22 protein-coding genes are annotated in these 25674 nt (G+C 71.5%); 17 read left to right on the top strand and 5 right to left on the bottom strand.

Going from position 1 to position 25674, the window contains the following annotated elements; genetic code table 11:
* Positions 1-45: 45 nt before the first annotated feature.
* The 8 genes from recG to mutM all read left to right on the top strand — a co-directional run bounded on the left by recG (position 46) and on the right by mutM (position 7556).
* Positions 46-2253 (top strand): ATP-dependent DNA helicase RecG, encoded by a 2208-nt coding sequence (gene recG / locus IE134_RS28370; RefSeq protein ID WP_030715554.1) that lies wholly within the window; start codon positions 46-48, stop codon positions 2251-2253.
* A 120-nt stretch (positions 2254-2373) separates the two neighbouring features.
* Positions 2374-2958: a 16S rRNA (guanine(966)-N(2))-methyltransferase RsmD gene (rsmD, locus tag IE134_RS28365; protein ID WP_089117973.1), complete on the top strand. Its 585-nt coding sequence runs from the start codon at positions 2374-2376 to the stop codon at positions 2956-2958.
* Between the two features lie 26 nt (positions 2959-2984).
* Positions 2985-3464: a pantetheine-phosphate adenylyltransferase gene (coaD, locus tag IE134_RS28360; RefSeq protein WP_007448181.1), complete on the top strand. Its 480-nt coding sequence runs from the start codon at positions 2985-2987 to the stop codon at positions 3462-3464.
* A 116-nt stretch (positions 3465-3580) separates the two neighbouring features.
* Complete coding sequence (locus IE134_RS28355; protein WP_030715563.1) at positions 3581-4690, top strand: F0F1 ATP synthase subunit B; 1110 nt, start codon at positions 3581-3583, stop codon at positions 4688-4690.
* A 219-nt stretch (positions 4691-4909) separates the two neighbouring features.
* Positions 4910-5524, top strand: coding sequence for a YceD family protein (locus IE134_RS28350; RefSeq protein WP_023609047.1), 615 nt, complete (start codon positions 4910-4912; stop codon positions 5522-5524).
* Between the two features lie 2 nt (positions 5525-5526).
* Positions 5527-5700: a 50S ribosomal protein L32 gene (gene rpmF / locus IE134_RS28345; RefSeq protein WP_003965982.1), complete on the top strand. Its 174-nt coding sequence runs from the start codon at positions 5527-5529 to the stop codon at positions 5698-5700.
* A 19-nt stretch (positions 5701-5719) separates the two neighbouring features.
* Positions 5720-6538, top strand: a complete 819-nt coding sequence (rnc, locus tag IE134_RS28340; protein ID WP_189432112.1) for a ribonuclease III — start codon at positions 5720-5722, stop codon at positions 6536-6538.
* A 157-nt stretch (positions 6539-6695) separates the two neighbouring features.
* Positions 6696-7556: a bifunctional DNA-formamidopyrimidine glycosylase/DNA-(apurinic or apyrimidinic site) lyase gene (gene mutM / locus IE134_RS28335; RefSeq protein WP_030715565.1), complete on the top strand. Its 861-nt coding sequence runs from the start codon at positions 6696-6698 to the stop codon at positions 7554-7556.
* On the opposite strand, the gene IE134_RS28330 is transcribed toward mutM, so the two are convergent.
* Complete coding sequence (locus tag IE134_RS28330) at positions 7529-7945, bottom strand: winged helix-turn-helix transcriptional regulator (RefSeq protein ID WP_030715570.1); 417 nt, start codon at positions 7943-7945, stop codon at positions 7529-7531. The two genes, mutM and IE134_RS28330, sit on opposite strands and share 28 nt — an antisense overlap.
* Positions 7946-8019: 74 nt before the next feature.
* A complete protein-coding gene (locus IE134_RS28325; protein ID WP_030715574.1) occupies positions 8020-8970 on the bottom strand; it encodes a CAP domain-containing protein in 951 nt (316 codons plus the stop codon).
* Positions 8971-9207: 237 nt separating this feature from the next.
* Here IE134_RS28325 and IE134_RS28320 point away from each other — a divergent pair, with 237 nt between their 5' ends.
* A complete protein-coding gene (locus tag IE134_RS28320; RefSeq protein WP_189432111.1) occupies positions 9208-9489 on the top strand; it encodes an acylphosphatase in 282 nt (93 codons plus the stop codon).
* Between the two features lie 439 nt (positions 9490-9928).
* The gene (locus tag IE134_RS28315; protein WP_006127885.1) at positions 9929-10141 is read left to right on the top strand and encodes a hypothetical protein; all 213 of its coding nucleotides are present in this window, start codon (positions 9929-9931) and stop codon (positions 10139-10141) included.
* A gap of 73 nt (positions 10142-10214) precedes the next feature.
* On the opposite strand, the gene IE134_RS34475 is transcribed toward IE134_RS28315, so the two are convergent.
* The gene (locus IE134_RS34475; protein WP_257136667.1) at positions 10215-10346 is read right to left on the bottom strand and encodes a hypothetical protein; all 132 of its coding nucleotides are present in this window, start codon (positions 10344-10346) and stop codon (positions 10215-10217) included.
* A 136-nt stretch (positions 10347-10482) separates the two neighbouring features.
* Here IE134_RS34475 and IE134_RS28310 point away from each other — a divergent pair, with 136 nt between their 5' ends.
* Positions 10483-14367, top strand: coding sequence for an AAA family ATPase (locus IE134_RS28310; protein WP_189432109.1), 3885 nt, complete (start codon positions 10483-10485; stop codon positions 14365-14367).
* 205 nt (positions 14368-14572) lie between these two features.
* Positions 14573-15994, top strand: a complete 1422-nt coding sequence (locus tag IE134_RS28305; protein ID WP_030715585.1) for a sugar porter family MFS transporter — start codon at positions 14573-14575, stop codon at positions 15992-15994.
* 65 nt (positions 15995-16059) lie between these two features.
* Here the strand turns inward: IE134_RS28305 and IE134_RS28300 are convergent, their stop codons facing one another.
* Positions 16060-17046, bottom strand: a complete 987-nt coding sequence (locus IE134_RS28300; RefSeq protein WP_030715588.1) for an LLM class flavin-dependent oxidoreductase — start codon at positions 17044-17046, stop codon at positions 16060-16062.
* Positions 17047-17246: 200 nt separating this feature from the next.
* On the opposite strand from IE134_RS28300, the gene ftsY reads away from it, so the two are divergent.
* Positions 17247-18452, top strand: coding sequence for a signal recognition particle-docking protein FtsY (gene ftsY, locus IE134_RS28295; protein ID WP_030715598.1), 1206 nt, complete (start codon positions 17247-17249; stop codon positions 18450-18452).
* A gap of 79 nt (positions 18453-18531) precedes the next feature.
* On the opposite strand, the gene IE134_RS28290 is transcribed toward ftsY, so the two are convergent.
* On the bottom strand, positions 18532-19179 hold the full coding sequence (locus IE134_RS28290; RefSeq protein ID WP_030715601.1) for a bifunctional DNA primase/polymerase: 648 nt from the start codon (positions 19177-19179) through the stop codon (positions 18532-18534).
* A gap of 428 nt (positions 19180-19607) precedes the next feature.
* Between IE134_RS28290 and nsdA the strand changes: the two genes are divergently transcribed.
* From nsdA to IE134_RS28270, 4 genes are all read left to right on the top strand, one after another.
* Positions 19608-21083 carry a transcriptional repressor NsdA gene (gene nsdA / locus IE134_RS28285; RefSeq protein ID WP_030715605.1) on the top strand — a complete coding sequence of 492 codons (1476 nt, stop codon included), beginning with the start codon at positions 19608-19610 and terminating at the stop codon, positions 21081-21083.
* A gap of 371 nt (positions 21084-21454) precedes the next feature.
* Complete coding sequence (locus IE134_RS28280) at positions 21455-22807, top strand: ammonium transporter (RefSeq protein WP_098017232.1); 1353 nt, start codon at positions 21455-21457, stop codon at positions 22805-22807.
* Positions 22804-23142 (top strand): P-II family nitrogen regulator, encoded by a 339-nt coding sequence (locus IE134_RS28275; RefSeq protein WP_006127894.1) that lies wholly within the window; start codon positions 22804-22806, stop codon positions 23140-23142. Before IE134_RS28280 ends, IE134_RS28275 begins: the two co-directional genes overlap by 4 nt.
* A 29-nt stretch (positions 23143-23171) precedes the next feature.
* A complete protein-coding gene (locus IE134_RS28270; protein WP_030715611.1) occupies positions 23172-25631 on the top strand; it encodes a [protein-PII] uridylyltransferase in 2460 nt (819 codons plus the stop codon).
* Positions 25632-25674: the final 43 nt, after the last annotated feature.

Below are 25674 nucleotides of genomic sequence, written 5' to 3'. Positions count from 1 at the left end.
CCCGCCGCCGCGCCCGGCGGACAGCTGTCAGTGCCGTGGTGTGCAATGGATCGCGTGTCCTCGTTCGATGAACCTCTGAAGAAGCTGCTCGGCGGAGCCACCGCGAAGGTGATGGCCGAACACCTCGACCTGCACACGGTCGGTGATCTGCTGCACCACTACCCGCGGCGGTACGAGGAGCGCGGCAAGCTGACCGCGCTCGCCGACCTCCCGCTGGACGAGCACGTCACGGTCGTCGCCCAGGTCGCCGACGCCCGGATCCTGATGTTCAACAACGGCCGGGGCAAGCGCCTGGAGGTCACCCTGACCGACGGCAGCGGCCGCCTCCAGCTGGTCTTCTTCGGCCACGGCGTCCACAAGCCGCACAAGGAGCTGCTGCCGGGCCGCCAGGCGATGTTCGCGGGCAAGGTCTCCGTCTTCAACCGCAAGATGCAGCTGGCCCACCCCACGTACCAACTGCTCGACGCCTCCGACGCCGACGAGGCGACCGAGGCCGTGGACGCCTTCGCGGGGCGGCTGCTGCCGATCTACCCCGCGTGCAAGCAGCTCGACTCCTGGCGGATCGCCAAGGCCGTGGACGCCGTGCTGCCCAGCGCCCAGGACGCGGTGGACCCGCTGCCCGCCGCCCTGCGCGAGGGGCGCGGTTTCACCCCGCTGCCCGAGGCCCTGCTCAAGGTCCACCGCCCGCAGACGAAGGCGGACATCGAGGACGCCAAGGCCCGGCTCAAATGGGACGAGGCGTTCGTCCTCCAGGTCGCCCTGGCCCGCCGCCGCTACGCCGACACCCAACTGCCCGCCGCCGCCCGCCGCCCCGTCGCGGACGGACTGCTGGACGCGTTCGACGCCAAGCTGCCCTTCACCCTCACCGAGGGCCAGGAGAAGGTCAGCAAGGAGATCTTCGACGACCTGGCCACCGAGCACCCGATGCACCGCCTCCTCCAGGGCGAGGTGGGCTCGGGCAAGACCATGGTGGCCCTGCGGGCCATGCTCGCCGTGGTCGACGCGGGCGGCCAGGCCGCGATGCTCGCCCCCACCGAGGTCCTCGCCCAGCAGCACCACCGCTCGATCACCGAGATGATGGGCGAGCTGGCCGAGGGCGGCATGCTGGGCGGCTCGGACCAGGGCACCAAGGTCGTCCTCCTCACCGGCTCCATGGGCACGGCCGCCCGGCGTCAGGCCCTGCTCGACCTGGTCACCGGCGAGGCCGGGATCGTCATCGGCACCCACGCCCTCATCGAGGACAAGGTCCAGTTCCACGACCTGGGCCTGGTCGTCGTGGACGAACAGCACCGCTTCGGCGTGGAACAGCGCGACGCCCTGCGCTCCAAGGGGAAGCAGCCGCCCCACCTCCTCGTCATGACCGCCACCCCGATCCCCCGTACGGTCGCGATGACGGTCTTCGGCGACCTGGAGACCTCCGTCCTGGACCAGCTCCCGGCCGGCCGCTCCCCGATCGCCAGCCATGTCGTCCCCGCCAAGGACAAGCCCCACTTCCTCGCCCGCGCCTGGGAACGCGTCCGAGAAGAGGTGGAGAACGGCCACCAGGCGTACGTGGTCTGCCCCCGCATCGGCGACGACGCGGAGGAGGAGAAGAAGGGCAAGGCCAAGAAGAAGGCGACCGCGGAGGATGCGGACAAGCGCCCGCCGCTCGCCGTCCTGGAGATCGCCGACGAGCTGCGCAAGGGCGCGCTGGCCGGGCTGAGCGTCGAAGTGCTGCACGGCCGCATGCACCCCGACGAGAAGGACGACGTCATGCGCCGGTTCGCCGCCGGGGACGTCGACGTCCTGGTCGCCACCACCGTCATCGAGGTCGGCGTCAACGTCCCCAACGCCACCGCCATGGTGATCATGGACGCCGACCGGTTCGGTGTCTCCCAGCTCCACCAGCTGCGCGGCCGTGTCGGCCGGGGTTCCGCCCCCGGGCTCTGCCTGCTGGTCAGCGAGGCCCACGAGGCGAGCCCCGCCCGTGCCCGCCTCTCCGCCGTCGCCGCCACCCTCGACGGCTTCGAGCTCTCCCGGATCGACCTGGAGCAGCGCCGCGAGGGCGACGTGCTGGGCCAGGCCCAGTCCGGGGTGCGCTCCTCGCTGCGGATGCTCACCGTCATCGACGACGAGGAGGTCATCGCCGCCGCCCGCGAGGAGGCCGTCGCGATCGTCGCCGCCGACCCGGAGCTGGAGCACCTGCCGGAGCTGCGCACGGTGCTGGCCGCCCTCCTCGACAAGGACCGCGAGGAGTATCTCGACAAGGGGTGAGGGCGCCGGGGCGTCCTGCCGGTCGGGCCGGTGCGGGCCGTACGCCATATCGTGGACGCACGGCCCGCGCCCGTACGCGCGCCCCCGATGGACGCCCCCGACCCCGAGGACCCGACACCCATGACCCGCGTGATCGCCGGCTCGGCCGGCGGACGCCGCCTGGCCGTCCCGCCCGGCACCGGCACCCGCCCCACCTCCGACCGTGCGCGCGAGGGCCTCTTCTCCACCTGGCAGGCGCTCCTCGGCACTCTGGAGGGGACCCGGGTCGCCGACCTGTACGCCGGATCCGGCGCCGTCGGCCTCGAAGCGCTCTCCCGCGGCGCGGTCCACGCCCTGCTCGTGGAGGCCGACCCGAAGGCCGTCCGCACCGTCCGCGACAACGTCCGCACCCTCGGCCTCCCGGGCGCCGACGTCCGTACCGGCAAAGCCGAACAGATCGTGACAGGACCGGCGCCCGCCGACCCCTACGACATCGTCTTCCTCGATCCGCCGTACGCCGTCACCGACGACGATCTTCGCGAGATCCTGCTCACACTCCGTGCTCAGGGGTGGCTCGCCGACGATGCGCTCGTCACCGTGGAACGCAGCACCCGGGGCGGAGAATTCGGCTGGCCCGCCGGATTCGAGCCACTGCGGTCCCGTCGCTACGGCGAGGGAACGCTTTGGTACGGTCGCGCCGCCGCTACGTGCGAAGACGCACGATGACCGGACCGGAGAGCGAGGGAATCACAGTGCGCCGCGCCGTCTGTCCGGGGTCGTTCGACCCCATCACCAACGGACATCTCGACATCATCGGACGAGCCTCGAAGCTGTACGACGTGGTGCACGTGGCGGTGATGATCAACCAGTCCAAGAAGGGGCTGTTCACCGTCGACGAGCGGATCGAGCTGATCCGCGAGGTCACCGCCGACTTCGGCAACGTCGAGGTGGAGTCCTTCCACGGCCTGCTGGTCGACTTCTGCAAGCAGCGGGAGATCCCGGCGATCGTGAAGGGCCTGCGGGCCGTCAGCGACTTCGACTACGAGCTGCAGATGGCCCAGATGAACAACGGCCTCTCCGGCGTCGAGACGCTCTTCGTGCCGACCAACCCGACGTACAGCTTCCTGTCGTCCTCGCTGGTCAAGGAGGTGGCGACCTGGGGCGGCGACGTCTCCCACCTGCTGCCGCCGACCGTCCACGAGGCGCTCGTGAAGCGGCTCGGCGAACGCTGAGGCACTGACGGGCCGTCACCAGGTGTCGGGCGGCGGCCGACTGGCCTTACAGTCGTCCCGTCCGTCTCCAACGGAGCAGCAGCTTCAACAGAGCAGCAGAGAGTGGCGAGCACACGGTGGACGTGCAGAAGAAGCTCGACGAGATCGTCGAAGCGGTCGGGAGCGCCCGATCCATGCCCATGTCGGCCTCGTGCGTGGTCAACCGCGCCGAGCTGCTCGCCATGCTCGAAGAGGTACGCCAGGCCCTGCCCGGCTCCCTCGCCCAGGCCCAGGAGCTGCTCGGCGGCCAGGAGCAGTTCGCCGAGCAGGCCCGCCAGGAGGCCGAGCGGATCGTCGAGTCGGCCCACGCCCAGCGCGCCTCGCTGATCTCCGAGACCGAGATCGCCCGGCAGTCGCAGAGCGAGGCCGACCGGATCCTGTCCGAGGCCCGCCGCGAGGCCGAGGAGGTCCGGGCCGAGGCCGACGACTACGTCGACAGCAAGCTCGCCAACTTCGAGGTCGTCCTCACCAAGACCATCGGCTCCGTGGACCGGGGCCGCGAGAAGCTCCTCGGCCGCGGCCAGGGCCTGGACGAGCAGGGCTACGAGGACCCCGACTTCACCGAGGCCCCCGAGCGCAGCGCCGACCCGGAGACGCTGAAGCAGCGGGCCGACGCGTACGTGGACGCCAAGTTCGGCGCCTTCGAGGCCGTCCTCGCCAAGACTCTGGAGGCGGTCGGCCGCGGCCGGCAGAAACTGCACGGCCGGGTCGCCACCGACGACCTCGGCGCGCACATCGCCGCCCAGGACGCCGCGGGCGGCCAGGGCCACACCAGCGACGCCGACTATCTGGCCGGTCTCGCCGAGCTGGCCACCCCCGAACCCCAGCAGGCGCCCCAGCAGCCCGCCTACCCGGCGCAGCCGCCGGCCGAGCCGAGCTACGCGCAGGCGGCGTACGGCTACCAGGAGCAGCCGCTCCAGCAGGGCGTCCAGGACGCGTACGGCTACCAGCAGCAGCCCGACCCGTACGCGGCGTACCAGCAGCAGGTCGGCTACGACCCCAACGGCTACCCGCCCCAGCCCACCGGCCAGCCCGACTACGGCTGGCAGCAGCAGCCCCAGCAACACGGGCAGGGACAGGGCCACGCGCCCGACCAGCAGGGCGGCGGCGCGCTGGACGAGACCAGCCTCTTCGACACCAGCATGATCGACCTGGAGCAGCTGCGCCGGTACGAACAGGGCCGCTGACCCACGGCGGGGTTGCCCCGATTGGGTGCTGAGCGGTCCGTCCAGTATCCTGAATCCTCGGTCGCACATAGGTCCGCGATCACTGCTGCCCGTTTTCGTCCACGAAACCGGACGGTTCGTCCCGGACCGGAGAGACGACCCCCTCCTTCGCAGTACGACACCCATGATTCGAAAGCAGGAAAAGCCCTGAACGGCCACCTCGACCACCGCAACCCTCTCGTGTTCGATACGCACGAGCTGGGCCGGCGTCCCGGTGCCATGAAGCGGCTGTCCCGCTCGGTGGAAGCACCCGGTTCACCGGTCCTGGGCATCGACGGCGTCATCGGCGTGCCGGAAGGCGCACCCGTGGAGCTGGACCTCCGCCTCGAATCGGTCATGGAAGGGGTGCTTGTCACAGGCACCGCCCGTGCGACCGCCGAGGGGGAGTGCGTAAGGTGTCTGGAGCCGCTGACCGTAGAGGTCGACGCGGACTTCCAGGAAATGTTCTCGTACCCTGACGCCGATGACCGGGGCCGCAGCAGTGCGGCGGAACCGGCCGACGACGCCGAGGACGACGAGGACAGGTTCTTTCTCGAGGACGGCTTGTTCGACCTCGAAGCCATGCTGCGTGACGCGGTAGTGCTCGCACTGCCCATGCAGCCGGTGTGCTCGGAGGACTGCGCCGGTCTGTGTTCCGAATGCGGAATCAGGCTGGACGAGAATCCGGGCCACCACCACGACGCCGTCGACATTCGTTGGGCGGCACTGCAAGGACTCGCCGAGACCGTTCAGGACGGCGAGAAGGACAACATGGGCGGCGCCGAACCGGGCGTCGACGAGAAGCAGGAGAAGTAGCCGTGGCTGTTCCGAAGCGGAAGATGTCGCGCAGCAACACGCGCCACCGCCGGTCGCAGTGGAAGGCTGCGGTCCCCACCCTGGTTTCGTGCGAGCGTTGCCAGGAGCCCAAGCTCCAGCACATTGCGTGCCCGAGCTGCGGCACCTACAACAAGCGCCAGGTCCTCGAGGTCTGAGCGGCTGGTGAGAGGCCCGATGTCTGAGTTGTCCAGCGCCAAGAAGCAGGCAGACAACGTCAACACAGCCTCGTCCCACACGCTTCTGGAAGGGCGGCTCGGGTATCACCTCGAGTCCGCCCTTCTGGTGCGTGCGCTGACCCACCGTTCCTACGCATACGAGAACGGCGGCCTGCCCACCAACGAGCGGCTCGAATTCCTCGGGGATTCGGTGCTCGGTCTGGTGGTCACGGACACGCTGTACCGCACCCACCCCGACCTGCCCGAAGGCCAGCTGGCCAAGTTGCGGGCCGCGGTGGTCAACTCGCGTGCACTGGCGGAAGTGGGCCTCGAACTCGGCTCCTTCATCCGGCTCGGCCGCGGTGAAGAGGGCACGGGGGGCCGGGACAAGGCTTCCATCCTCGCCGACACACTGGAAGCAGTGATCGGCGCGGTCTATCTCGACCAGGGCCTCAGCGCGGCCTCGGAGCTGGTCCACCGGCTCTTCGACCCGCTGATCGACAGGTCCTCGAACCTCGGCGCCGGCCTGGACTGGAAGACCAGCCTCCAGGAACTCACCGCGAGCGAGAGCCTCGGAGTCCCCGAGTACCTCGTCACGGAGACCGGCCCGGATCACGAGAAGACCTTCACTGCTGCCGCTCGCGTCGGTGGTGTCTCGTACGGCACCGGCACCGGCCGTAGCAAGAAGGAAGCGGAGCAGCAGGCGGCCGAGTCCGCCTGGCGCGAGATCAGCGCCGCCGCAGAGGCACGGCAGGCCGCGGAGAAGTCCGCGGCCGACGGAGGGGCCGCCGACACCCCTGCCGACCCGTCGCCGAACACGGACGCCGCTCCGGCCTGAAGCTGTACGAGAACCCCTCGGTGCCCTGCGCACCGGGGGGTTTTCCCTGTCCAGGGGCGGCTCCCGGATCGCTGTGGTCACCGCGATCACCTTGGTCACCGCGTTTTCGCCCGCCCCGTACCCCGTACTACCGTCGATGTGTCTGGAGTGGTGCACCGTGCCCGAGCTGCCCGAGGTCGAAGTCGTCCGCAGGGGACTTGAGCGCTGGGTCAGCGGCCGCACCGTCACCGAGGTCGAGGTCCTGCACCCGCGCTCGGTCCGCCGGCACCTCGCGGGCGGCGTCGACTTCGCCGCCCGGCTCCGCGGGGCCCGCTTCGGTCCGGCGATGCGGCGCGGCAAGTACCTCTGGGTGCCGATCGAGGAGGCGTCCGCCTCGCTGCTGGGCCACCTCGGGATGAGCGGACAGCTGCTGGTGCAGCCCGCGGACGCGCCCGACGAGAAGCACCTGCGGATCCGGATGCGGTTCGACGACACCCTCGGCACCGAACTGCGCTTCGTCGACCAGCGCACCTTCGGCGGGCTCTCGCTGCACGGCAACACCCCCGACGGACTGCCCGACACCATCGCGCACATCGCCCGGGACCCGCTCGATCCGCTCTTCGACGACGCCGCGTTCCACACCGCGCTGCGCCTGCGCCGTACCACCGTCAAGCGCGCCCTGCTCGACCAGTCGCTGATCAGCGGCGTCGGCAACATCTACGCCGACGAGGCGCTGTGGCGGGCCAAGCTGCACTACGACCGGCCGACCGCGACCCTGCCCCGCCCCAAGTCCGCCGAACTGCTCGGCCACGCCCGCGACGTCATGAACGCGGCCCTCGCCCAGGGCGGCACCAGCTTCGACAGCCTGTACGTCAACGTGAACGGCGAGTCCGGCTACTTCGACCGGTCGCTCGACGCGTACGGCCGGGAGGGCGAGCCCTGCAACCGGTGCTCCACCCCGATGCGCCGCCGCGCCTGGATGAACCGCTCCAGCTACTACTGCCCGCGCTGTCAGCGCCCGCCGCGCGCCTCGTCGTAACGCGCCCGGGAGGCCAGGACCTCGTCCATCCGCCCCTCGACGCAGTGGATCAGCCCGAGGAGCTTCTCGGCGACCTCACGGCCGAACGGGGTGAGCTCGTAGTCCACCCGGGGCGGGTTCACCGGCTGGGCCTCCCGCAGGACGAGCCCGTCCCGCTCCAGGGCGTGCAGGGTCTGGGAGAGCATCTTCTCGCTGACCCCGTCGACCCGGCGGCGCAGCTCGTTGAACCGGAGGCTCTCCTCGTACAGCGCGCCGATCGTCAGACCGCCCCAGCGCCCGGTGACGTGCTCCAGGGTCGAGCGCGAGGGGCACGCGCGCGAGAAGACGTCGAACGCGAGGCTGTCGAAGCCGTCCGTACCCGTGCTGCCCGTATCCGTATCGCTGGCCATACCAAAAGCTTACTCCCGTACAGCGCTCACCCCGAGGGAGCGCTGTACGGGAGCAAGGAGACCGGGCTGGTCGGTCAGAAGCCGAAGTTCTGGACCCACCACGGGCCGCCGGAGCCCTCGTGGACACCGATGCCGATGGTCTTGTAGTCGCAGTTGAGAATGTTCGCCCGGTGGCCTTCGCTGTTCATCCAGCCCTCCATCACGGCCTGGGCGTCCGCCTGGCCGCGGGCGATGTTCTCCGCCGCCAGCCCCTGGACGCCCGCCTGCGCGGCGCGGTCCCAGGGGGTGTCGCCGTCCGGGTCCGTGTGGTCGAAGAATCCGCGGGCCGCCATGTCCTCGCTGAAGTTCTGGGCGAGCGAGGTCAGCGGGGCGCTGGTGGAGAGCGGGGAGCAGCCGACCTTCGCGCGCTCCTGGTTCACCAGGGCCAGCACCTCGCTGCGTGCGGAGGCGTCGGTCGGGGAAGGGCTCGGCTTCTTGCTGGGTGGCGGGGCGGCGGAGGTCTTCGTCGGTGCCGGAGCCTTGCTCGCCGGGGAGGAGCTCTTCTCCGGGGCCGTGGTGGGGGCCTTCGACTTCTTCGACGGGGTGGCGGCCGGCTTCTTCGACGTGGAGGGCGCGGCCGACTTCGACGGGGCCTTCGAGGTCTTCGAAGGCGAGGGCGTCTTGGACGGCGTCTTCGACGGCGACGTGCTCGGCGCCTCCGGACGCTCGCTGCCCCGGCTCGCGGGGGAGGAGGACCGGTCGGCCGGCGCGGTGGAGCTGCCGCCCTGCGTCAGCAGGTCCGGAGCGCCGCCGGTGCGCACCTGGTCGGAGGCGGTGGGGGAGCCGGTGGTGTACGTGTCGCTGCCGGGGATCAGACCCGAGGCGACGGCCACCGCTCCGACGGCCACAGCCGCCGAGACGCCGAGGAGCCCGGTCCGGATCGGCACGGCGGACTTCTTCCGGCGCGTGCCCCGGCGCCGGGAAGCGGCCCCGGCCGCGGGTTCTTCAGCGGCGGGGCCTGCGGCGGATCGTCGGTGGCGTCCCATGCGCTGTGCCTTCCTGATACTCCGGACGCCGCCTGCGACGTCACGCGATTGCCCCGTTTGCTGAACGGCCCTGATGATCGAATGCGATCGACGCGGAGCGAATGTCGCTTGATCGACTTTCCGTCGATACCCGTCCGATACTCACCCGATCGAGTGAGGCTGTTGCGACGGGACTGTAGCCCATGGGTGAAAGGGGGCGGCGTGCTTCTTGAGCAATTGGCCGGTTAGCGTTCGGGCATGAACGAAGAAGCACGCCTCGTCGTCTGGGTACGCGGCCGAGTACAGCAAGTAGGCTTCCGTTGGTTCACCAGGGCAAACGCTTTGGAGATCGGTGGGCTCATCGGGTTCGCCCTCAATCTCGACGACGGCAGGGTGCAGGTCGTCGCCGAAGGCCGGCGTGAGAATTGCCACCGTCTGCTGGACTGGCTGCGGTCCGGCGACACACCCGGGCGCGTGGACGGAGTCACTGAGATCTGGGACACCCCGCGCGGTGGATACGACGGATTCGCCATCCGCTGATCCCGCCCGGAGCGCGTGCTTCCGATCCGCTCCGTGAACGCCGCGCGCCGAACGGTCACCGGAACGTCCGCTCGGGCCCCCGCACCCGAAATGACCTGCGACGGGACCCGGCGGGGACCGATGGTTGCCAGAAGCGGGATGTCGTGCAAGGCTGCGGCATCGACGAAGATCCGCACACCCCTCGGGGTCCCGCAGGAGAGTCGCGCCGCATGATCGTCCGGCCGCGCGCCCCCGGGACACCCGGGTACACAGGGTGTGATCGTGTTGACCGTCAAACTTTTTGGTGAGACGCTGAAAACCCCGCGCACCTTAGCTGTTCGGTAGAGCTGATTAGCAGCAGAACCGCAGTGGTGACAGAGCCCTGCCGAGCACCGCGGGTGCGATCCCCTGACGACCCACACCGCATCGGTCGGTCACTCATTGTGGAGGACCATCCATCATGGCAAAGGCGCTTCTCGGTTACGTCGGCGGTTCCGATCCGCGACTCCTCGCCGAGATGCGACGGCTCCAGCAGCGCGTCCAGGACCTGGAATCCGAGCTCACCCGGATCCAGGACGAGAACGACGCGCTCAACGCCGCCGCCCAGCACCAGGAGTCGCTGCTCGACAGCATCGACATCGACGTACCCCAGGGCGAGCCTGCACTGACCTGACCGTGACGGCCCCTTCGGGCCGGTCGGGCCGGGCACGCTCCATAGCCTCGGAATCTCTCTGATCCGTCCTGCGTCACGGATCGCCGTCCCCGAACACCGGGGTCCCCGCACCGTCGGGGATGCCGATGTCCGGTCGTTCGACGATGCACGGCGCGGGCCACAGCTGGATGAACGGCGACGCAGGCTGCACAGCGACGTCGAACAAGATTCACAGGGACGCTTCGGCGTCCCTTTTTCTTTGCCCGACGGCCACCCCCCTGACCTGCCCCCCTTCGCTTACCGTCTGATGTGCCCTGCACCTTCATCAGCGAAACCGAGAGCGAAAGGTAGAGTCCGGCGGCGTGCACCTCAAGGCCCTGACCCTGCGTGGTTTCAAATCGTTCGCGTCCGCCACCACCCTGCGGTTCGAACCGGGGATCACCTGTGTCGTCGGACCCAATGGATCCGGCAAATCCAATGTGGTGGACGCGCTCTCCTGGGTCATGGGGGAACAAGGGGCCAAATCCCTGCGCGGCGGCAAGATGGAAGACGTGATCTTCGCCGGGACGACCGGGCGGCCGCCGCTCGGCCGCGCCGAAGTATCGCTGACCATCGACAATTCCGACGGCGCATTGCCCATCGAGTACGCCGAAGTGACGATCACTCGGATCATGTTCCGCAATGGCGGCAGCGAATACCAGATCAACGGCGACACCTGCCGGCTGCTCGACATCCAGGAACTCCTCTCCGACTCCGGTATCGGGCGCGAGATGCACGTCATCGTCGGGCAGGGCCAGTTGGACTCCGTCCTGCACGCCGACCCGATGGGCCGCCGGGCCTTCATCGAGGAGGCCGCGGGCGTGCTCAAGCACCGCAAGCGGAAAGAGAAGGCGCTCCGGAAGCTGGACGCGATGGGCGCCAACCTGGCCCGGGTCCAGGACCTCACCGACGAACTGCGCCGCCAGCTCAAGCCGCTCGGCCGGCAGGCCGCCGTCGCCCGCCGGGCCGCCGTCATCCAGGCCGACCTGCGCGACGCGCGGCTCCGGCTCCTCGCCGACGACCTGGTGACCCTGCGGGACGCGCTGCGCGACGAGATCGCCGACGAGGCGGAGCTGAAGAAGCGCAAGGACGCAGCCGAGGCCGAGCTGAAGACGGCCCTCCTCCGCGAGGCCGAGCTGGAGGGCGAGGTGCGCCGGCTCGCGCCCCGGCTCCAGCGCGCCCAGCAGACCTGGTACGAGCTCTCGCAGCTCGCCGAGCGGGTCCGCGGCACGGTCTCGCTGGCCGACGCCCGGGTCCGCAGCGCCTCCGAGGCGCCCGCCGAGGAGCGCCGCGGCCGCGACCCCGAGGACCTGGAGCGCGAGGCGGCCCGGATCCGCGAGCAGGAGGCGGAGCTGACGGCGGCCCTGGAGGCGGCCGAACACGCGCTGGAGGACACCGTTGCCCACCGCGCCGACCTGGAACGCGAGCTGGCCGCCGAGGAACGCCGGCTCAAGGACGCGGCCCGCGCCATCGCCGACCGGCGCGAAGGGCTCGCCCGGCTGAACGGCCAGGTCAACGCGGCCCGCAGCCGGGCCGGTTCGGCCCAGGCCGAGATCGACCGGCTGGCAGCCTCCCGTGACGAGGCCCAGGAGCGCGCGGTAGCCGCCCAGGAGGAGTACGAGCAGCTCAAGGCCGAGGTCGAGGGCCTGAACGCGGACGACGAGGAGCTGACCGCCCGCCACGAGGAGGCCAAGCGGGCCCTGGCCGGGGCCCAGGCCGCCCACAGCGCCGCCCGCGACGAAGCCACCGCCGCCGAGCGCAGGCGGGCGGCGGTCGCGGCCCGGCACGAGGCGCTGGCCCTGGGTCTCCGCCGCAAGGACGGCACGGGCGCGCTGCTCGGCGCCCGGGACCGGCTCGCCGGCCTCCTCGGCCCCGCCGCCGAACTGCTGACCGTCGAGCCCGGGTACGAGATCCCGGTCGCGGCCGCCCTCGGCACGGCGGCGGACGCGGTGGCCGTCACGGACCCGGCCACCGCCGCCGCCGCGATCCGGCTCCTGCGCGAACGGGACGCGGGGCGCGCGGCGATGCTGCTGGGCGGGGTGACCGGCGGCGCTCCGGAGACACGGCCCCACCACGTACCGGAGCAGTCCGGCGAGTCGGCGGCCGGTCGGGAAGAGCCGGGTGGCCAGGAGTCCGTACCGGGGGGACCCGGTGAGCAGGAGGCCGTGCCGGGGCGGCCCGGTGAGCAGGTGCCCCCGCCCGAGCGGTCCGGAGGGCAGGCCCCCGTACCCGGACAACCCGGCCAGCAGACGCCCGTACGGGACGAGGCTCCGCACTCCGGGCCCGCCGTGCTGCCCGGCCAGGGTGGCGCTCCCGGTCAGCCCGGGTCCGCGTCTTCGCCTACCGGCCCGGCTGCCGTCGTCCCTCTCCCGCACGGCCGTGCGGGAGAACAGGTCACAGCCCTCGCCCCGCCCGCCGTCGCCGATCTCGTGCGCGGGCCCGCCGCGCTCGTCGGGGCCGTCCGCCGCCTCGTCACGGGCATGGTGGTCGTCGCGACGCTGGAGGACGCCGAGGAGTTGGTCGCCGCGCAGCCCGGGCTGACCGCGGTGACCGGGGAGGGGGACGTGCTCTCCGCCCACTTCGCGCACGGCGGGTCCGCCGGGGCGCCCAGTCTGCTGGAGGTGCAGGCCTCCGTGGACGAGGCCGCCGCCGAGCTGGCCGACCTGGCCGTACGGTGCGAGGAGCTGGCCGAGGCCCAGCGCCTGGCGGGGGAGCGGCGCACCGAGCAGGCCGCGCTCGTCGAGGAGCTGGGGGAGCACCGCCGGGCGGCCGAGCGGGAGAAGTCCGGGTTCGCCCAGCAGCTCGGGCGGCTCGCCGGGACGGCCCGGAGTGCGGCGGGGGAGGCCGAGCGCATGACCGCCTCCGCCGCCCGCGCCCAGGAAGCCCTGGAACGGGCCACCGAGGAGGCCGAGGAGCTGGCCGAGCGGCTGCTGGTCGCCGAGGAGACGCCGGCCGAGGAGGAGCCCGACACCTCCGTCCGGGACCGGCTCGCCGCCGACGGGGCCAACGCCCGCCAGACCGAGATGGAGGCCCGGCTCCAGGCCCGTACGCACGAGGAGCGGGTCAAGGCGCTGGCCGGGCGCGCCGATGCGCTGGACCGGGCCGCCCGGACCGAACGGGAGGCCCGCGCCCGTGCCGAACAGCGCCGGGCCCGGCTGCGGTACGAGGCCGAGGTCGCCTCCGCCGTCGCCTCGGGCGCCCGTCAGCTGCTGGCGCACGTCGAGGTGTCCCTCGTACGGGCCGACGAGGAGCGGACGTCGGCCGAGGCGGCGAAGGGGGAGCGGGAGCGGGAGCTGGCCGTCGAGCGTGACCGGGGCCGGGAGCTGAAGGGCGAGCTGGACAAGCTCACCGACTCGGTCCACCGGGGCGAGGTGCTGGGGGCCGAGAAGCGGCTGCGGATCGAGCAGTTGGAGACGAAGGCCCTGGAGGAGCTGGGCGTGGAGCCCGCGGGGCTGGTCTCCGAGTACGGCCCCGACCAGCTCGTACCGCCGTCGCCCGCCGCCGAGGGCGAGGAGCTGCCGGAGGATCCGGAGCACCCGCGCAACCAGCCGAAGCCGTACCGGCGGCCCGAGCAGGAGAAGCGGCTGCGGTCGGCCGAACGGGCGTACCAGCAACTCGGGAAGGTGAATCCGCTCGCGCTGGAGGAGTTCTCGGCGCTGGAGGAACGGCACAAGTTCCTGTCCGAGCAGCTTGAAGACCTGAAGAAGACCCGGGCCGATCTGCTCCAGGTGATCAAGGAGGTCGACGAGCGGGTCGAGCAGGTCTTCACCGAGGCCTACCACGACACCGCCCGGCAGTTCGAGGGCGTCTTCTCGCGGCTCTTCCCCGGCGGCGAGGGCCGGCTCATCCTCACCGACCCGGACAACATGCTCACCACCGGCGTGGACGTCGAGGCCCGCCCGCCGGGCAAGAAGGTGAAGCGGCTCTCCCTGCTCTCGGGCGGCGAGCGGTCCCTGACGGCGGTGGCGTTGCTGGTCTCGATCTTCAAGGCCCGGCCCAGCCCGTTCTACGTGATGGACGAGGTCGAGGCCGCGCTCGACGACACGAACCTCCAGCGCCTGATCCGGATCATGGAGGAGCTCCAGGAGAGCTCGCAGCTGATCGTGATCACCCACCAGAAGCGGACGATGGAGGTCGCCGACGCGCTGTACGGCGTGTCCATGCAGGGCGACGGGGTCTCGAAGGTCATCAGCCAGCGGCTGCGCTGACTCTTTACCGAATCATCAGAGGTTCAACGCACCTTTTGCCCACCCCGGGGTACACGGCACCGGACCCGCTGTTTGACTTCGATTCTTGAACGCATAACCTCTGCGAAGTTGATTTGGTCTTCAAGTGGTGGCGAGCCGGATGGTGTGCGCCACTGGGAAGGCTCACACCCCACGTCTGACCCCCGGCCAGGCATCAGGAGTTCACGTGACCAGCAGCACAGCGAACGGACCCGAGTCCGGGGCGAGGGCGGCCCACCCGGACCACCTCGGCCATGTCATCTTCATCACCGCGGCCGCCGCGATGGGCGGCTTCCTCTTCGGCTACGACAGCTCCGTCATCAACGGCGCCGTCGAGGCGATCCGCGACCGGTACGACATCGGTTCCGGAACGCTCGCCCAGGTCATCGCCATCGCGCTGATCGGCTGTGCGATCGGCGCCGCCACCGCGGGCCGGATCGCGGACCGGATCGGCCGCATCCGCTGTATGCAGATCGCCTCGGTGCTCTTCACCGCCAGCGCGATCGGCTCCGCACTGCCGTTCGCTCTCTGGGACCTGGCGCTGTGGCGCATCATCGGCGGCTTCGCCATCGGCATGGCCTCCGTGATCGGCCCGGCCTACATCGCCGAGGTCTCCCCGCCCGCCTACCGCGGCCGGCTCGGCTCCTTCCAGCAGGCCGCGATCGTCATCGGCATCGCCGTCTCCCAGCTGGTCAACTACGCCGTCCTGCAGATCGCCGACGGCGACCAGCGCGGCGAGATCCTGGGCCTGGAGGCCTGGCAGTGGATGCTCGGCGTGATGGTCGTCCCGGCCATCCTGTACGGGCTCCTCTCCTTCGCCATCCCCGAGTCCCCGCGCTTCCTCATCTCGGTCGGACGGAAGGCCGAGGCCCGAAAGATCCTCGAAGAGGTCGAGGGCGACAAGATCGACCTCGACGCGCGCGTGACCGAGATCGAGACCGCCATGCACAGCGAGCACAAGTCCTCCTTCAAGGACCTGCTCGGCAACCGCTTCTTCTTCCTGCCGATCGTCTGGGTCGGCATCGGCCTCTCGATGTTCCAGCAGCTCGTCGGCATCAACGTGGCGTTCTACTACTCGGCGACGCTGTGGCAGTCCGTCGGCATCGACCCGACCGACTCGTTCTTCTACTCGTTCACCACCTCGATCATCAACATCATCGGCACGGTGATCGCGATGGTGCTGGTCGACCGGGTGGGCCGCAGGCCGCTCGCCCTCGTCGGCTCCGTCGGTATGGCGGTCGCGCTCGCCGTCGAGGCCTGGGCCTTCTCCGCCGACCTGGTCGACGGCAAGCTCCCCACCGCCCAGGGCGCCACGGCGCTGGTCGCCGCCCACGTCTTCGTGCTCTTCTTCGCCCTGTCGTGGGGTGTCGTCGTCTGGGTCTTCCTGGGCGAGATGTTCCCGAACCGCCTGCGCGCCGCCGCCCTCGGTGTCGCCGTCTTCGCGCAGTGGATCGCCAACTGGGCGATCACCGCCAGCTTCCCGAGCCTGGCCGACTGGAACCTCTCCGGGACGTACATCATCTACGCCTGCTTCGCCGTCCTCTCGATCCCCTTCGTGCTCAAGTTCGTGAAGGAGACCAAGGGCAAGACGCTGGAGGAGATGGGCTGACCCCCCGCACGGGAGGAGACGGGCCCATCCCCGCTGCCCCTCTCCTCTTCACCGACGGCCCCGGCTCACCCTTGAGCCGGGGCCGTCGGCCTCTCCCGGGCCACCGCCCCGCAGAACAGCCGCAGGCTCCGCCACCCCTCCTCCACCGGCATCCCCCCGCACAGCGGATGCAGCACCAGCGAATCCGCCTCCAGGCCCGCCAGTTCGTCCGGCGTCACGATCCGGTACACCCCCTCCTCGCGCAGCTCCGCCACCGTCGTCGCCGCCGAGCGCACCGCCGAGCGGATGTCCTTGGACTGCCACGAGGCGTACGTCCGCGCCTCGTGCAGCAGGTGCTCCCCGTACAGCGCCCACGTCCGCTCCGGGTCCTCGGAGACATGCAGCAGCGGGGTGCGCTCCGCGGGCATCATGCAGAAGCCCTCCGTCCCGTGCTCGGCACACTGCTCCCGGTAGTACGCCTCCAGCTCCGGCAGATGCGCGCTCGGGAACAGCGGGAGCCCCAGCCGGGCCGCCCGCCGCGCCGCCGCCCGCGAGCTGCCGCCGACCAGCAGCATCGGGTGCGGTCGCGTGTACGGGCGCGGGGTGACGCGTACCGTACGGCCCCGGTACGGGAACGGCTCCCCGGTCCATGCCGCCAGCAGCGTCTCCAGCAGCTCGTCCTGGAGCCTGCCGCGCCGGCCCCACTCGACCCCGGCCCGCTCGTACTCCTCCGGGCGGTAGCCGATCCCCGCCACCGTCACCAGGCGGCCCGCGCTCAGCAGGTCCAGCACCGCGATGTCCTCCGCGAGCCGCAGCGGATCGTGCAGCGGCCCGATGATCGCCGAGACGGTCACCGCGATCCGGCGGGTGGCGCCGAAGACCGCTCCGGCGAAGGTGAACGGGGAGGGCAGCCAGGAGTTCGCCACCCCGTGGTGCTCCTCGGTCTGCACGGTGTCGACGCCGTGCTCGTCCGCGTACGCCGCCATCTCCAGGGCGGCGCGGTAGCGGGCCGAGAGCGATACGGGGGTGGCGTCGGGCTCGACGAGATTGAACCGGACCACTGTGAAGGCCATCGGGGGTGTCCCTTCGCCGGGGCGGACGGATGGGCGGCTGTACGGGCGGACGGGCGGCCGCACCGTACCTGACGAGGCGTCAGAAGTGTAGGGGTGCGCGTTCGCATTGCGGCCAAAAGGTGCATAGGGGGTCCGTCGGATCGCCGAGGGGCTGCCGGGGCAGCGCCCCCGGGACGGCCGTGGCCGATACTGGACGGGTTATGGAACTCGTCGAAATCGTCATCCTCGCTGTAGTCATCGCCCTGGTCGCTGTCGGCCTGGTCGGCGGGCTCGTGGTCGGCAGCCGCAAGAAGAAGCAGCTGCCGCCCCCGCCGCCGAGCACGCCGACCATCACCCCTCCCGCCGAACCGCAGGTCGGCGAGGAGGCCGAGACGCCGCGCGACGAAGCGCGGCGCACCATCGACGAAGTCGGCCTCCCGGACGCCACCGCGCCCGTGGAGGAGGAGGCTCCGGTCGCCGAGGCCCCCGCGCTGGAGGTTCCCGAGCCCACCGCCGGCCGCCTCGTCCGCCTGCGGGCCCGGCTCGCCCGCTCGCAGAACTCGCTCGGCAAGGGGCTCCTCACCCTGCTCTCCCGGGACAACCTCGACGAGGACACCTGGGAGGAGATCGAGGACACCCTCCTCACCGCCGACGTCGGCGTCGCCCCCACCCAGGAACTGGTCGAGCGGCTCCGCGAGCGCGTCCGCGTGCTCGGCACCCGCACCCCGGAAGAGCTGCGCACCCTGCTCCGCGAGGAGCTGATCACCTTGCTCGGCCCGGACTTCGACCGCGAGGTCAAGACCGAGGGCGGCGCGGAGACCCCCGGCGTCGTCATGGTGGTCGGCGTCAACGGCACCGGCAAGACGACCACCACCGGCAAGCTGGCCCGGGTGCTCGTCGCCGACGGCCGCAGCGTGGTGCTCGGCGCGGCCGACACCTTCCGCGCCGCCGCCGCCGACCAGCTCCAGACCTGGGGCGAGCGCGTCGGGGCCCGTACGGTCCGGGGCCCCGAGGGCGGCGACCCGGCGTCGATCGCCTACGACGCGGTCAAGGAAGGCATCGCCGAGGGCGCGGACGTCGTCCTGATCGACACCGCGGGCCGGCTGCACACCAAGACCGGGCTCATGGACGAGCTGGGCAAGGTCAAGCGCGTCGTGGAGAAGCACGGCCCGCTGGACGAGATCCTCCTCGTCCTGGACGCCACCACCGGGCAGAACGGTCTCGTCCAGGCCCGGGTGTTCGCGGAGGTCGTGGACATCACCGGCATCGTCCTCACCAAGCTCGACGGCACCGCCAAGGGCGGCATCGTCATTGCGGTCCAGCGCGAGCTGGGCGTACCGGTGAAGCTGATCGGCCTCGGCGAGGGTCCGGACGACCTCGCCCCGTTCGAGCCGGGCGCCTTCGTGGACGCTCTGATCGGCGACTGACCCACCCCGCGATCCGGTACGGCGGACGGGCGGCGGCTCCTTGGAGGAGCCTGCCGCCCGTCCGCCGTTTCCCGGGCTTCTACGAGCGGTGGCAGACGTACGCCAGGGTCCCCAGCAGCAGCCGCGCCTGCGGGGGAGCGGCCGCCGTGTCCAGCACCGGGGGCCGCAGCCAGCGGACCGGGCCGAGGCCGCCGAGGTCGGACGGCGGGGCGGTGATGTGCGCCCCCGGGCCCAGGGCGCGCAGATCCAGGCCCGCGTCGTCCCAGCCCATCCGGTAGAGCAGCTCGGGCAGCTCGGCGGCGGCCCCGGGGGCGACGAAGAACTGCGCCCGCCCGGCCGGCGTCACCGTGACCGGGCCCAGCGGCAGCCCCATCCGCTCCATCCGAACCAGTGCCCGTCGGCCGGCCTGCTCCGCGACGTCCAGGACGTCGAAGGAACGGCCCACCGGCAGCAGCATCGCGGCGCCCGGTGTCTGCGCCCAGGCGTCCGCCGCGCGGTCCAGGCCGGTGCCCGCCGGGACCTCCCCGGCGAAGCCCAGCGGGTGGGCGCCGGGGGAGGGGCACACCGGGTCGCCGCACGAGCAGGCGCCGGCCTCCGCCCGTGCTCCGGGCACCACCGCCCAGCCCCACAGTCCTGTGTACTCGGCCACCGCCGTGCCCTCGGTGCCGCGGTGGCGTCGCCGCGCACCGGATCGCATCTCCCGGATGCCGCCGATCGTGAAGCCCATGCCCCCTCCAACGGGTACGGCTCGCCGGTGGTTACGACCCGCGTCGCTCGGGTAACCCTCCGTCGCTGCTACTCGATCGAGTGGCGTGCGCGGTGGTGCGAAACGGAGTGCGACACGGTGTACGCGCCCCCGAGTGCTTCCGTGCGCTCGCCCTCGGTTCTGATTCCTCAAGTCAAGCGCGCGCAGCGGCAGTCGGGTTCATTCGAAGGGGTGGCGAATGGTGGCGTTTCTTCAATCCCCCTCGCGGGAGGGGTGATCGTAGGATTACCGTCGGTACACGAACTCTGGGAGTATGTGCACCCGCGGGTATGCCCCAGGCAACCCGATTTCCTGTTCGAGGGCATCCAACTCCCGTACGAACAGCACCGATGCACGGCATTCTGATAATGGTTCGCGCGATGAGGTTTCAGCGGGATGGGGGCGTTCCAGTGAGTGGCAGCGGCGCAGGCGACACGGATGCCGGCAAGCGTCCCAACGAGCAGTTGGGCTCGTGGTTCGTGCGCAGTGGCTGGTCCAAGGGCGAGCTGGCACGCCAGGTCAACCGGCGGGCCCGGCAGATGGGCGCCTCCCACATCAGCACCGACACCTCCCGGGTGCGGCGCTGGCTCGACGGCGAGCAGCCGCGGGAGCCCATCCCGCGCATCCTCTCCGAGCTGTTCTCGGAACGCTTCGGCGCCGTCGTCGCCGTCGAGCAGCTCGGGCTGCGCACCGCCCACCAGTCACCCTCGGTGGCCGGGGTCGACCTCCCCTGGGCCGGCCCGCAGACCGTCGCCCTGCTCAGTGAGTTCTCCCGCAGCGACCTGATGCTCGCCCGGCGCGGCTTCCTCGGCAGCTCGCTGGCGCTGGCCGCTGGCCCCGCGCTCATCGAGCCGATGCAGCGCTGGCTGGTCCCCGTCCCCGTCCAGGGGGCCGGCGAACCGGAGGCCCCGGCCGCCGACCACCGCCCCTCCAGACTCTCCCGGCCCGAGCTCGACCTGCTGGAGTCGACCACCGCGATGTTCCGGCAGTGGGACGCCCAGTGCGGCGGCGGACTGCGCCGCAAGGCCGTCGTCGGACAGCTGCACGAGGTCACCGACCTGCTCCAGGAGCCCCAGCCCGGCCCCACCGCCCAGCGGCTCTTCCGCTGCGCCGCCGAACTGGCCGAGCTGGCGGGCTGGATGAGCTACGACGTCGGCCTCCAGCCCACCGCCCAGAAGTACTTCGTGCTCGCCCTGCACGCCGCCAAGGAGGCCGGCGACAAACCGCTCGGCAGCTACATCCTCTCCAGCATGAGCCGCCAGATGATCCACCTGGGCCGCCCCGACGACGCCCTGGAGCTGATCCACCTCGCGCAGTACGGCAGCCGCGACTGCGCCACCTCCCGGACCCAGGCCATGCTGTATGCGATGGAGGCCCGCGCCTACGCCAACATGGGCCAGCCCAGCAAGTGCAAGCGGGCCGTCCGGATGGCCGAGGACACCTTCCTGGACGCCGGACTCGACGGCGAGCCCGAGCCCGACTGGATCCGCTTCTTCTCCGAGGCCGAGCTGAACGGCGAGAACGCCCACTCCTACCGTGACCTGGCCTATGTCGCCGGCCGCAGCCCCACCTACGCCTCGCTCTCCGAGCCCGTCATGGAGAAGGCCGTCGAACTGTTCGGCGAGGACGACGAGCACCAGCGCTCCTACGCGCTCAACCTCATCGGCATGGCCACCGTCCACCTCCTCCAGCGCGAGCCGGAGCAGTCCACCGTGCTCGCCGGGCAGGCCCTGAAGATCGCCAAGAAGGTCCGCTCCGAGCGGGTGAACACCCGTCTGCGCAAGACCGTCGACACCGCTGCCAGGGACTTCGGCGATGTCGCCGACGTCGCCCGGCTCACCGAGCTGCTCCACGAACAGCTGCCGGAGACCGCCGAAGCGGTCTGACCGGCACCCGAGGCCCCGGCCGCGGCGCCCCTTCCGTACACCCCGACTCGGCTCCCCCATCGCCTGGTCACACGGAGGGTCGCCGTGGCCGGTTTCGTGCTTTCCGGGCCGAAGGACTGCCCCGCAGGCGTTTCAACCGCACCGTATGCGGCGTGCGCTGCATGGTAGGCAGCGCACCGGACGCGCCACCCCGGATTCATTCGGCCGTAACACGCGATCCCTCTTCGTCACGCTCGCGAAACATCGTGCGGCATCCCATGAAACGGCCCTCCGTCAACCTCGTGGCTCATAACCGGCCCGCACCTGTTCCCCCAGTGGTCCCGCAGCATTCCCCCGCACGCCGCGGCCGCACCGACGACGAGGAGACGCCGATGCCCCCAGGCATCACGACGCTTGCCGCAGACGCCCCTGAGCTGTCTGCCGCCAACACCGGGTTCATGCTCATCTGCTCGGCCCTGGTGATGCTCATGACCCCCGGCCTGGCCTTCTTCTACGGAGGCATGGTCCGCGTCAAGAGCACCCTCAACATGCTGATGATGAGCTTCATCAGCCTCGGGATCGTCACGGTCCTGTGGGTGCTCTACGGATTCAGCCTGACCTTCGGCTCCGACGTCGGCTCGGTCATCGGCTGGAGCTCCGATTACGTCGGCCTCAGCGGGATCGGCGTCACCGAACTCTGGGACGGCTACACCATCCCGGTGTACGTCTTCGCCGCCTTCCAGCTGATGTTCGCCGTCCTCACCCCGGCCCTGATCAGCGGTGCGCTCGCCGACCGCGTGAAGTTCACCGCGTGGGCGCTCTTCATCGTCCTCTGGGTCACCATCGTCTACTTCCCCGTCGCCCACTGGGTCTGGGGCTCCGGCGGCTGGCTCTTCGAGATGGGCGTCATCGACTTCGCCGGTGGTACGGCCGTCCACATCAACGCCGGTGCCGCCGCCCTCGGCGTCATCCTGGTCATCGGCAAGCGCATCGGCTTCAAGAAGGACCCGATGCGGCCGCACAGCCTGCCGCTCGTCATGCTCGGCGCGGCCCTCCTGTGGTTCGGCTGGTTCGGCTTCAACGCCGGATCCTGGCTCGGCAACGACGACGGCGTCGGCGCGGTCATGTTCCTGAACACCCAGGTCGCCACGGCCGCGGCCGTCCTCGGCTGGCTCGTCTACGAGAAGCTGCGCCACGGCTCCTTCACCACCCTCGGCGCCGCCTCCGGCGCGGTCGCCGGCCTCGTCGCCATCACCCCGGCGGGCGGCTCCGTCAGCCCGCTCGGTGCCATCGCGATCGGCGCCATCGCCGGTGTCCTGTGCGCCATGGCGGTCGGCCTGAAGTACAAGTTCGGCTACGACGACTCCCTGGACGTCGTCGGCGTCCACCTCGTCGGCGGCATCATCGGCTCCATCCTGGTCGGCTTCTTCGCCACCGGAGGCGTCCAGTCCGACGCGGCCGGGCTCTTCTACGGCGGCGGTGTGGACCAGCTCGGCAAGCAGGTCGTCGGCGTCGTCGCGGTCCTCGCGTACTCTCTCGTCGTCTCCGCCGTCATCGCCCTGGCGATCCACAAGACGATCGGGATGCGGGTCTCCGAGGACGACGAGATCTCCGGCATCGACCAGGTCGAGCACGCCGAGACGGCGTACGACTTCAGCGGCACCGGCGGCGGCTCGGTCTCCCGCACCACCGCCCCCGCCCCCGACACGACGGCAGCACCGAAGGCAAAGAAGGTGGACGCATGAAGCTCATCACCGCGGTCGTGAAGCCCCACCGGCTGGACGAGATCAAGGAGGCCCTCCAGGCCTTCGGCGTCCAGGGGCTCACCGTCACCGAGGCCAGCGGTTACGGGCGGCAGCGCGGCCACACCGAGGTCTACCGGGGCGCCGAGTACACCGTCGACCTGGTCCCCAAGATCCGCATCGAGGTCCTCGTCGAGGACGAGGACGCCGAACAGCTCATCGAGGTCGTCGTCAAGGCCGCCCGGACCGGCAAGATCGGAGACGGCAAGGTCTGGAGCGTTCCGGTCGACACCGCCGTCCGGGTACGGACCGGCGAACGCGGCCCGGACGCCCTCTGACCGACGGCCCACGAACGGAAGGCAGCTGGGTGACGAGTACCGAAGTGACCACCGAAACCGAAGGCTCGGGACCCAGCGGCTACGCGGCGGCCCGGCTGCGCCTCCTCCAGCAGGAGGCGCGGTCCGGGCCGCCGCGCCGTGCGGCCCTCGCCCGCCTCACCGACGACTGGCTCACCGGCCTGTTCACCGCCGCCGCCGAACGGGCCGGGGTGCGGGGCGCCGCCCTCGTCGCCGTCGGCGGCTACGGCCGCGGCGAGCTCTCCCCGCGCAGCGACCTCGACCTGCTCCTCCTGCACGACGGCAACGCCGACCCGGCCGCCGTCGCCGCCCTCGCCGACGCCATCTGGTACCCGGTCTGGGACCTGGGCCTGGCCCTCGACCACTCCGTACGCACCCCCGGCGAAGCCCGGAAGACGGCGAGCGAGGACCTCAAGGTCCAGCTCGGCCTGCTGGACGCCCGGCCGGTCGCCGGAGACCTCGGCCTCGCCGCCGGCCTGCGCACCGCGATCCTCGCCGACTGGCGCAACCAGGCCCCCAAACGGCTCCCCGCCCTCCACGAGCTCTGCCAGGAACGCGCGGAGCGGGCCGGCGAGCTCCAGTTCCTCCTGGAACCCGACCTCAAGGAGGCCCGCGGCGGCCTCCGCGACGCCACCGCCCTGCGCGCGGTCGCCGCCTCCTGGGTCGCCGACGCACCGCGCGAAGGGCTCGACCGGGCCCGCCGCACCCTCCTCGACGCCCGCGACGCCCTCCACCTCACCACCGGGCGCGCCACCGACCGCCTCGCCCTCCAGGAACAGGACCAGGTCGCCGCCGCCCTCGGCCTCCTCGACGCCGACACCCTGCTGCGCCAGGTCTACGAGGCCGCGCGGACGGTCTCGTACGCCACCGACGTCACCTGGCGCGAGGTCAACCGGGTCCTGCGCGCCCGCTCCGCCCGCCCCAAGCTCCGCGCCCTGCTCAGCGGCGGCCTCGGCACCAAACCCACCCCCGAGCGCACCCCGCTCGCCGACGGCGTGGTGGACGCGGACGGCGAAGTGGTCCTCGCCCGCGCCGCCCGCCCCGAACGCGACCCGGTCCTCACCCTGCGCGCCGCCGCTGCCGCTGCCGAGGCCGGACTCCCGCTCTCCCGCCACCTCGTACGCCACCTGGCGGCCACCGCCCGGCCGCTGCCGGTCCCGTGGCCCCCCGAGGCCCGCGAGGAACTGGTCACCCTGCTCGGCGCCGGGGAGGCCACCGTCGGCGTCTGGGAGGCGCTCGAAGCGGAAGGGATCATCACCCGGCTGCTGCCCGACTGGGAACGCGTCCACTGCCGCCCCCAGCGCAACCCCGTCCACACCTGGACCGTCGACCGGCACCTCGTGGAGACCGCCGTCCGCGCCGCCTCCCTCACCCGCCGCGTCCACCGCCCCGACCTCCTGCTGGTCGCCGCCCTCCTGCACGACATCGGCAAGGGCTGGCCCGGCGACCACTCGGTGGCCGGTGAGGTCATCGCCCGGGACATGGCCACCCGGATCGGCTTCGACAAGCACGACGTGGGCGTCATCGCCACCCTCGTACGCCACCACCTGCTGCTCGTCGACACCGCCACCCGGCGCGACCTCGACGACCCCGCCACCGTGCAGGCCGTCGCCGGGGCCGTCTCCAGCGCCTCCACCCTGGAGCTGCTGCACGCCCTCACCGAGGCCGACGCGCTCGCCACGGGCCCCGCCGCCTGGTCCGCCTGGCGCGCCTCCCTCGTCGCCGACCTGGTCAAGCGGGTCGGAGCCGTGCTCGCCGGGGAGTTCCCCGACGATCCCGACGACGAGGCCCCCAGCGCCGAACACGAACGCCTCGCCATCGAGGCCCTGCGCACCGGCGAACCCGTCCTCGCCCTGCACACCCAGCCCGAGGAGCCCGCCGGGGACGGCGAAGTGGAACCCGTCGGCGTCGAACTCCTCATCGCCCTGCCCGACCGGCCCGGCGTCCTGCCCGCCGCAGCCGGAGTCCTCGCCCTGCACCGCCTCACCGTGCGCGCAGCCGACCTGCGCGCGGTGGAGCTGCCCAACGAGGTGGGGGAGAAGGCGGACCTGCTGCTGCTCAGCTGGCGGGTCGCCGCCGAGTACGGATCGCTCCCGCAGGCCGTCCGCCTCCGCGCCGACCTCGTACGCGCCCTGGAAGGCTCCCTGGACATCCGGGCCCGCCTCGCGGAACGGGAAGCGGCCTATCCGCGCAGGCGAGGCGTCAAGGCCCCGCCGCCCCGGGTCACCGTGGCCGCCGCGGGCTCCCGCCGCGCCACCGTCATCGAGGTCCGCTCCCAGGACGCCCCGGGCCTGCTCCACCGCATCGGAAACGCCCTGGAAGGGAGCGCCGTACGGGTGCGGAGCGCCCATGTCTCGACGCTCGGCGCCAACGCCGTGGACGCCTTCTACGTCACCGGGACCGACGGCGAACCCCTCTCCCCGGCCCGGGCCTCCGAGGTCGCCCGGGAGGTCGAGAAGGCCCTCGGCTGACACGTACGACGCATTTGTCCAGCCCTCGCCCGGCACCGGATCC

Origin of the sequence: Streptomyces rubiginosohelvolus, from assembly GCF_014649875.1 — a bacterium.
Taxonomy (GTDB): Bacteria; Actinomycetota; Actinomycetes; order Streptomycetales; family Streptomycetaceae; genus Streptomyces; species Streptomyces rubiginosohelvolus.
The sequence above is the reverse complement of the archived record's forward strand: the minus strand, read 5'-3'. Positions and strand labels throughout refer to the sequence as shown.

What these genes read in the sequence shown, in the direction of transcription:
- IE134_RS28325 (WP_030715574.1), bottom strand. Translation starts at nt 8,970, where the DNA reads ATGGGACGCCACCGACGATCCGCCGCAGGCCCCGCCGCTGAAGAACCC.
- IE134_RS28275 (WP_006127894.1), top strand. Translation starts at nt 22,804, where the DNA reads ATGAAGCTCATCACCGCGGTCGTGAAGCCCCACCGGCTGGACGAGATC.
- IE134_RS28290 (WP_030715601.1), bottom strand. Translation starts at nt 19,179, where the DNA reads ATGGGCTTCACGATCGGCGGCATCCGGGAGATGCGATCCGGTGCGCGG.
- IE134_RS28330 (WP_030715570.1), bottom strand. Translation starts at nt 7,945, where the DNA reads ATGGCCAGCGATACGGATACGGGCAGCACGGGTACGGACGGCTTCGAC.
- IE134_RS28300 (WP_030715588.1), bottom strand. Translation starts at nt 17,046, where the DNA reads ATGGCCTTCACAGTGGTCCGGTTCAATCTCGTCGAGCCCGACGCCACC.
- rnc (WP_189432112.1), top strand. Translation starts at nt 5,720, where the DNA reads ATGTCTGAGTTGTCCAGCGCCAAGAAGCAGGCAGACAACGTCAACACA.
- ftsY (WP_030715598.1), top strand. Translation starts at nt 17,247, where the DNA reads ATGGAACTCGTCGAAATCGTCATCCTCGCTGTAGTCATCGCCCTGGTC.
- rsmD (WP_089117973.1), top strand. Translation starts at nt 2,374, where the DNA reads ATGACCCGCGTGATCGCCGGCTCGGCCGGCGGACGCCGCCTGGCCGTC.
- IE134_RS28315 (WP_006127885.1), top strand. Translation starts at nt 9,929, where the DNA reads ATGGCAAAGGCGCTTCTCGGTTACGTCGGCGGTTCCGATCCGCGACTC.
- IE134_RS28320 (WP_189432111.1), top strand. Translation starts at nt 9,208, where the DNA reads ATGAACGAAGAAGCACGCCTCGTCGTCTGGGTACGCGGCCGAGTACAG.
- recG (WP_030715554.1), top strand. Translation starts at nt 46, where the DNA reads ATGGATCGCGTGTCCTCGTTCGATGAACCTCTGAAGAAGCTGCTCGGC.
- IE134_RS28280 (WP_098017232.1), top strand. Translation starts at nt 21,455, where the DNA reads ATGCCCCCAGGCATCACGACGCTTGCCGCAGACGCCCCTGAGCTGTCT.